General features: G+C 72.0%; 1 protein-coding gene. It reads right to left on the bottom strand.

From position 1 onward, the window contains the following. Window positions 1–15 precede the first annotated feature (15 nt). Window positions 16–264, bottom strand: a 249-nt coding sequence (locus J0695_RS43325; protein WP_206970283.1) for a zinc ribbon domain-containing protein, incomplete at its 5' end; no start/stop codon positions are given.

Below are 264 nucleotides of genomic sequence, written 5' to 3'. Positions count from 1 at the left end.
CGAGGGGGCTTCTCGCTATGCCTGGTCGGCGTCGCGACGGGCCAGCCCGGCCCGTAGAACGTTCAGGGCGCCCACCGTGTCCGCGTGCGCCTGGTGGCCGCACGAGGCGCAGTGGAACTTCTCCTGTGTGGGCCGGTTCTCCTTGGCGGTGTGCCCGCATTCGGGGCACCGCCGGGAGGTGTTGCGGGGGTCCACGGCGATCACTTCCCGTCCGGCACCTTCCGCCTTGGCGGCCAGGATCGCGAGGAACACCCCCCATCCGGC

Source organism: Streptomyces beijiangensis (assembly GCF_017315755.1).
In the GTDB taxonomy this organism is placed as follows: domain Bacteria; phylum Actinomycetota; class Actinomycetes; order Streptomycetales; family Streptomycetaceae; genus Streptomyces; species Streptomyces beijiangensis.
This window is presented reverse-complemented; position numbering and strand designations above follow the sequence as displayed.